This window comes from Pseudomaricurvus sp., from assembly GCF_965662505.1.
GTDB lineage: Bacteria > Pseudomonadota > Gammaproteobacteria > Pseudomonadales > Cellvibrionaceae > Pseudomaricurvus.
In genome coordinates, this window is record NZ_CBFIHX010000157.1 from 1 (window position 1) to 6,432 (window position 6,432).

General features: G+C 46.3%; 6 protein-coding genes. All 6 read right to left on the reverse strand.

Annotated elements, in window-relative coordinates:
• On the reverse strand, positions 1 to 284 hold a 284-nt coding region (locus ACTG33_RS15435; RefSeq protein ID WP_439136115.1), incomplete at its 3' end, for a hypothetical protein.
• The gene (locus tag ACTG33_RS15440; RefSeq protein WP_439136116.1) at positions 285 to 1,928 is read right to left on the reverse strand and encodes a GspE/PulE family protein; all 1,644 of its coding nucleotides are present in this window, start codon (positions 1,926 to 1,928) and stop codon (positions 285 to 287) included. It lies immediately after the preceding gene.
• An 11-nt stretch (positions 1,929 to 1,939) separates the two neighbouring features.
• Positions 1,940 to 2,611 carry a hypothetical protein gene (locus tag ACTG33_RS15445; RefSeq protein WP_439136117.1) on the reverse strand — a complete coding sequence of 224 codons (672 nt, stop codon included), beginning with the start codon at positions 2,609 to 2,611 and terminating at the stop codon, positions 1,940 to 1,942.
• A complete protein-coding gene (locus ACTG33_RS15450) occupies positions 2,608 to 4,368 on the reverse strand; it encodes a hypothetical protein (protein WP_439136118.1) in 1,761 nt (586 codons plus the stop codon). Before ACTG33_RS15450 ends, ACTG33_RS15445 begins: the two co-directional genes overlap by 4 nt.
• The gene (locus ACTG33_RS15455; protein WP_439136119.1) at positions 4,368 to 5,411 is read right to left on the reverse strand and encodes a prepilin-type N-terminal cleavage/methylation domain-containing protein; all 1,044 of its coding nucleotides are present in this window, start codon (positions 5,409 to 5,411) and stop codon (positions 4,368 to 4,370) included. The genes ACTG33_RS15450 and ACTG33_RS15455 overlap by 1 nt, the downstream gene beginning before the upstream one ends.
• Positions 5,412 to 5,416: 5 nt before the next feature.
• Positions 5,417 to 6,253 carry a type II secretion system protein GspG gene (locus ACTG33_RS15460; protein WP_439136120.1) on the reverse strand — a complete coding sequence of 279 codons (837 nt, stop codon included), beginning with the start codon at positions 6,251 to 6,253 and terminating at the stop codon, positions 5,417 to 5,419.
• Positions 6,254 to 6,432 lie beyond the last annotated feature (179 nt).

A 6,432-nucleotide genomic window follows, 5' to 3' on the forward strand; every position in this document is an offset into this window, starting at 1 on the left:
GCCAGCTGCAAGCATTCGGCCAATGGCAGTCCGGCTCTGAGCATAAATGCCATTTGTCGATAAAAAAAGATCAACGCATCAGTCGACACTGATCGCTGCGTGGCAAGCCAATCTTTGAAGTTTTCCTGTCCCAAAAAGCCTGAACGCCGACGCTCTTTGATTTGCAATACACGCAAGCCTTCTGTCCGCAATGCTTGTGCCACCGCACTGGTCGAGTCAGCCTGCATCTTGCCGGACAGTTCGTCACCGGTTCGACTTAAGGCCTGATAAGCAAACGTTGGCATTTAGTTCGCCTCCGCCATGTCATGTCGTTTAAAAACAGCGACATCACGCACTTCATCCAGTGTCGTTAGGCCTCTCAGCACTTTCTCGCAGCCGTCCTCCCACATAAATTTAAGCGACTTCCCAGCACTGGCTTCCAGTGTTTCCTCATCCGCACCTTTGGCGATCATCCGGGCTAATTTTTCATTGAACCAAAGTGTTTCAAAGAGGCCTAATCGTCCTCTGAAACCCTGCCCCTGACAAACGGGACAGCCTACGGGCTCAAAGATATCCACTTGCTCATCAGTTCCCAGCAACATCAGCTCATCTTCGGTCGCAGGTCTGGCTTTAGCGCACTGACGGCATAAGCGCCGCACAAGCCGCTGAGCAATAACAGCTGTCATGGTTGAGCCAATCAAGAAAGGTTCACAGCCGATATCGATAAGGCGAGTCACGGCACTTACAGCATTGTTGGTATGCAAAGTCGAAAAAACCAGATGCCCGGTCATCGCCGCTTTAACCGCCACATCAGCGGTTTCCGAATCTCGAATCTCCCCCACCATCAAAACATCAGGATCATGTCTGAGCAGTGAACGAAGCGCATCAGCAAAATTGATTTTAGGGCCGGTCTGAATTTGAGAAATCCCATCAATGACATACTCAATGGGGTTTTCGACCGTCATGATGTTAATATCTGAACGATTAATTTCCTGTAGCGCTGCACATAGCGTGGTGGATTTACCACTTCCGGTAGGCCCCGTCAGCAAAATCATGCCGTAAGGCTTACGAATAGCCTGTTTAAATTCAATCAGGTCACTTTCCAGTAAACCTAAATCCGTTAATGTCAGCGTGTTGCTCTCACTGCCCAGTAATCGCATGGTAATGCGCTCACCAAGCCGGGTTGGAGCGGTGGCAACGCGAATATTAAACTCCATATTGACAGGTGCGGTGAGCTGATATGAAAACCCACCGTCCTGTGGCATACGCTGCTCAGAGATATCCAACCCCGATAATACCTTCACCCGTGAAATCAAGCCCGCGCCAATAGCAGGGTCGGTTTCAAGTGGATAATCGCTCAACCTTCCATCCACTCTAAAACGAACCCGTATGCCTTCTTCTTCTATCATCAGGTGTACATCTGAAGCACGGTTAAGATAGGCATCTCTTAGAATTTGATCCAACAAAGCAATCAGATCAGTATCTGAACTTGCAGTCGTACTTGCCTGCGCAACTGCGGTATTAGCTAACAATTTTTTGACTGTCAGTCGTAAATGTTCTGGATCGGTCATTACCACTGGTAATGCGTCGCCCACTAATCGCAATGCTGCATCAATTGAGGTTCGATCTGTGGGATCACTTATTACCAACAACGACTCATCACCAACGTTGACGACAATCATTTGCTTACGATTAATTAAGCTGGATGGTAATTTTTTAGTTAGCGCAGTATTCAGCTGTGATGACGATAGAGCAATAAAACGAAATCCATGCTCCTCAGCAAGGGCTCTATGTAATGCCGACAGCGGTAGTCGAAAATGCGCTAAAATTTTCGACAATAAAGGCACGCGCTCGCGTCTAGCAGACAGACGTAGCTGGTCAACAACGGATTGTTCAATCAACCCGGTTTCAATGCTTGCTGTAATTAATTGCTCATCTCTTACTGCCATGGGGTCTCTCGTTACAGTGCCAGTACCATTTCAGTTTTCAATAATTGTGAATTACCCCGTAATGGCGCAATATCTAATTTTTCAACATTGATTCTCACTACTGTTACTAAGTAGGGAAGCTGATCAAGACCATGTATAAAACGTCGCAGCGACAAATAGCTACCATCCACTTCCAGACGCTGTAATGGTCGCTGATACATCGAGCCGGGTGATAATCGAGTTACCCACCCCGTGCCAACCGGTGGAATGATTTCACCAAAATCAGCTTTATCATTACTGCCACGCTTTGTCGGTGCCGGTTTCAAAGGTTGTGGGTTAAGAGCCTCATTGACACGAATACGAATGCCACTGTCACGCGCCAACTCTGAAATACGTACCTTCAGCTCCTGAGAGTCTATAGGTGCAAGTTGCGACTCAATCTGCTCAGCACTCTCTCTTATTGCCACCAATGCTTTTTCTTGGTCATCGAGTGCATCTTTGATCTCATCAACACCTTCTGTGGGTTCTGATGGAATATCCATCTTTCCCAATCTATTCAACGTTGCCTGCTTTTGTTGTTCGAGTCGCTGATTCGCATCGAATTTGGGTTGAAATCGTAGAAAACCATAGCCCCCCAGAACGATAATAATGATGATGCAAGCGGCCAGGATACGTTCGCGTTTATTAAGTTGCTTTAATTTCACGATTGAGCCGCCTCAATTTCAGTTTTTGGAATAACGCGTATCAGACTTAATGACACCGAGTAACCAGCAAGATTGAACGGCCCTGTTTTTTCTATTACCTGTATATCTCTAACCTCCATGCTCCATGCAGTGACAGCTAGTTTTATATTTTGTACAAACTCTTGTGCGGCACTTTCTGTTAATGCCCAAGCATCAATATTGAAATTATCGGTTTCAATTACATTCGGTAAATTTAAGGGCGTAGTCGGTGGTTGAATACCGACACGACGCCCCATCTCATCAATGCGATTAACCACAATCTGATCATTAATATTGTTTTGAAGTATGCCAAGAATCGCCTGCACTAATATGGCTCGGTCAGGTAGCTCAGTACCGAAAAATTTCAGTCGGGCTTCCATACGTCGCTGGTTATCTTTCTGTTGTTCAAGCTCAGCTTTGCGTTGTTCAATTTCGTCGCGTTGTTTATTGATTCTTGCAACAGCGGTATCCAACACTTCGGCACGTGCATCAATCTCTGCTTTATCACGACTGATTGCTGCGTGTTGAATCGACATCGTTATCTCGGAGACTATGACTAAAAATAATAATGCGCCAAGCAAGACACTCACCTGGGTTTCAGGTCGATCCCAAGTAGGCGGTAAAGGTCCATCAGGGCGTACGATACTAATTTTATTTGCGCCCTTAAGACCAAAGAAAAGCCTACCGGCAGCAAAGAGCCCCGGAGAAAGCCCTTCTCGCTCATCAAACATGACAAGATCAGGCTCATTCGCCAATGCTGATGATAGACTGCGTCTCAAATTAGGAAGACTTTCAGGCGGTGCTGCTAGTACCACGCCGGGGTGCTGTGCATTTTCAGCATGAAACACTTCCAAACAGGCATCCAACATGGAAGCGCTGCGATTCACAAAGTGTTGAACAGAAATAATGACATCACGCTTCAAATGGGTTGAAGTCGTAATAAACTCGGTGGTTTCCAGCACCACAAGGTGCTTGTCGGCATGTTCAATCAAGGCCACACTGTTTCCTGTCAGTGGCATCAAACCGGTGAGTTGCAGATTGTAATCCTGACACAGCTCATGCCACTTACTCATTATGGATTGATGTGTCCCTGTTGCCATCCAGTTCCAGACACCCGGCGCATCATCAACTTCGCCCTGAGCCGACCAGCCACAAATCACATCATCATCTTCTCCGCGCAACCAATCTTGAACAACAAATAAAGACTGTGCCTGTTCACGCGTCACATAACCCAACTCCAACGCCAATTCGCCAAAACGTTTGTTAGCCTTGCGATCGACTTTATTAGAATCCTGTTTTTGCAGCTTCTGTGCCTGATTAATTTCCAGCACCTGCTCCGCAGAGAGCATGCCATGCGATTCCATCAACTGACCCAATGTCCATTGGAGTTGATGCTGCATCAGTAATGGCTCCACTTCCCAACGAACCAGTTCGTGCATTTGTGTCACTGGCTTCGGTTTTTTAGGCGAAACAGGGAGTTCAACCATGGCACTCATCACTGAGGGTGTGAGCACAACCACATCCTTACCCTTCCAACCCTGAGTTTGCAATGAGCTAAGAAGCTGACTAAAGGCCACTGCTGGGTCGATACTATCCGAGCTGGCTGTTGCTAAAACCTGAAGTTTTTTAGCCGTTTTAGCAAAAGCGGCGGCCTGCATTGATACCCCCGTCCACTCGCACACCATGACGCTATTTGCGCGGAGTGAGCTCAATTTGTCTGTCAAGATTTTCAGATTCATCAAGGTTCCATATTCCAGCGCAGAGGGCCGAGCTGCTGTTTCGGTAAAATCATAATCGTGTAGGGGTTACTAACTGACTCTGGACAGCTATCTCCATCTGCGCACTCAATCGATACCCGGTAATAGCCCACGGGAATAGGATCGCTAAAGCTGGTTGTATGTTCATACATACCCATATTGGCAGGGATACTGGATGAGGTTGGCGTAAAGGTAAATGCAGAGGCTAAGGCATCCGGATCAGTCGTACTTTTCGCTAATGTCAGCGTCCAGTTTTCATCGCCACTGTTAATACCGTTAATCGCAGACGTAGCCGATGTATTGACAAACTGAATTGTGACATCCTGCTGATAAAGCCAATCATTGGCAACTAGCAGATAATCAGTGATTGCCGCGGGATAATCATCAAAATCATCCGTTAAATCAAAGCCCGAGCTTTGTACTGTCAAGTCGATAGGCTGCGGAAACGAACCACTATCAGGATCAAAGCTGTCGATGACGACAGCAGTCGCTGACTGAGACAATGTCCAGTTCCAGCCAAAATTAACACCGCCATCATCATTGCTGTAACCGTCGCGGAAAGGTCGGTCACCATTACTTTCTGGGTTAACCTGAATATAAGGTCCCCACCACCCATAGCGTAAACCTGAATTGGTGATGAGCGGCTTACGTAATGTTAATAATCCATTGCTCAGATCACAGGGTGATTGGTAGTGAGTTGTTGGCGCACTGGCACTATCTGTAAATGCAAACTCTGGTCCTGTTAGTTCGGTTAAACAATAAGGTAGTCGACCATTATCAATAACAAAGCCAGAAAGCTCTGGACGACCATTTACTGTTCTTTCGCCACTTTGGATAATCGCTTTACGAATCAGTTCAAGGCGACGTTGGGTATCATCAAACTGTGCTTGGTCTTCAATATTTTGGGTAAACAACAGACCTGCCGTGGCCAATAGCCCGACTAGAAACAAGACCAACACGAGTTCTAGTAAAGTAAAACCACGTGAATCGGCAAAAGTAGTGTGTTTGGATAACCGCGCTGACATCTACTTTACCTCAGCAGACACAGGACTAAATCATCCCCTTGCGCGAGACAAGGATCTTCCGGAATATTGAGGTTGTAATTACTTAACGCACTGTCTATTACCCCATCAGGTCCACTACTGACTATTCTGGCAATATCCGCAGGTAAAATATCTATCGAACCATCAAAAGCAGGATCACTCGGTGACAGACAAATGTAATCACCCGTTGTGCCATCTATGGCGTAACTACCTGAGTCATTCTCACAGCGATACGTCTGATTAAAGGTTAGCTCAGGCTCCAAGAGTAAATAGGGATTTCCCCATCCATCGGTTAAGCCTTCCTGACTGATATAAGGCCCATTCCAGCCTAACTGAGTATTTCGATCCCAGATAAGTGCTGCTAAATCAGGATCAGCGACATCATAAGGAAAGGTATTCAACATATACATAGCATTGGATGACACTATTTGACCGCTGCTAGTGACGTCTTCGCTACACCATGCTCGCCAATCTGAGGCTGAGGCCCCACCGGCTGGTAATGCGAAGATATTGATAAACCCTGCATCACCAACACTATTACGAAATTCAAGTGGGTTAAAAACGCCAGAACGATAGACTCGGCATGGTAACTCGCGATTATCGCGACGAAACTGGAGTAACGTTTTTTGCAGCTCAGACATTTCAAGCCGAGTAATATTAAGACGAGCTTGTTCTTCATTACCGTCAAACGCATTAATGGCAGCAATACTGAGCACACCAAGCATAACGACAATGAGCAACAATTCAATAAGGGTAAAACCTGACTGTCGACCGCTAGTCAGATGGTTAGAAGAAGCGCGTCGGCAAAACAATAAAATCCGCATTTACTTGTTTCCGATAAAAATTTTTAGCTAGGAAAAGCGGGGCTTTTGCCCCGCTTCCATAAAATAACGATGTGTTGTTTATCTATTAATCGTCATCACCACCTGCTTGACCAGAAGCAGCTAATGCGTTCAGTGAGTCAATGTTTTCACCGTCTGTTGCTATAACGGCTAGAAGTCGC

Bases quoted from the DNA above. Each gene is read 5' to 3' on its own strand.
- ACTG33_RS15440 (WP_439136116.1), bottom strand. From the start codon at position 1,928: ATGGCAGTAAGAGATGAGCAATTAATTACAGCAAGCATTGAAACCGGG.
- ACTG33_RS15450 (WP_439136118.1), bottom strand. From the start codon at position 4,368: ATGAATCTGAAAATCTTGACAGACAAATTGAGCTCACTCCGCGCAAAT.
- ACTG33_RS15455 (WP_439136119.1), bottom strand. From the start codon at position 5,411: ATGTCAGCGCGGTTATCCAAACACACTACTTTTGCCGATTCACGTGGT.
- ACTG33_RS15460 (WP_439136120.1), bottom strand. From the start codon at position 6,253: ATGCGGATTTTATTGTTTTGCCGACGCGCTTCTTCTAACCATCTGACT.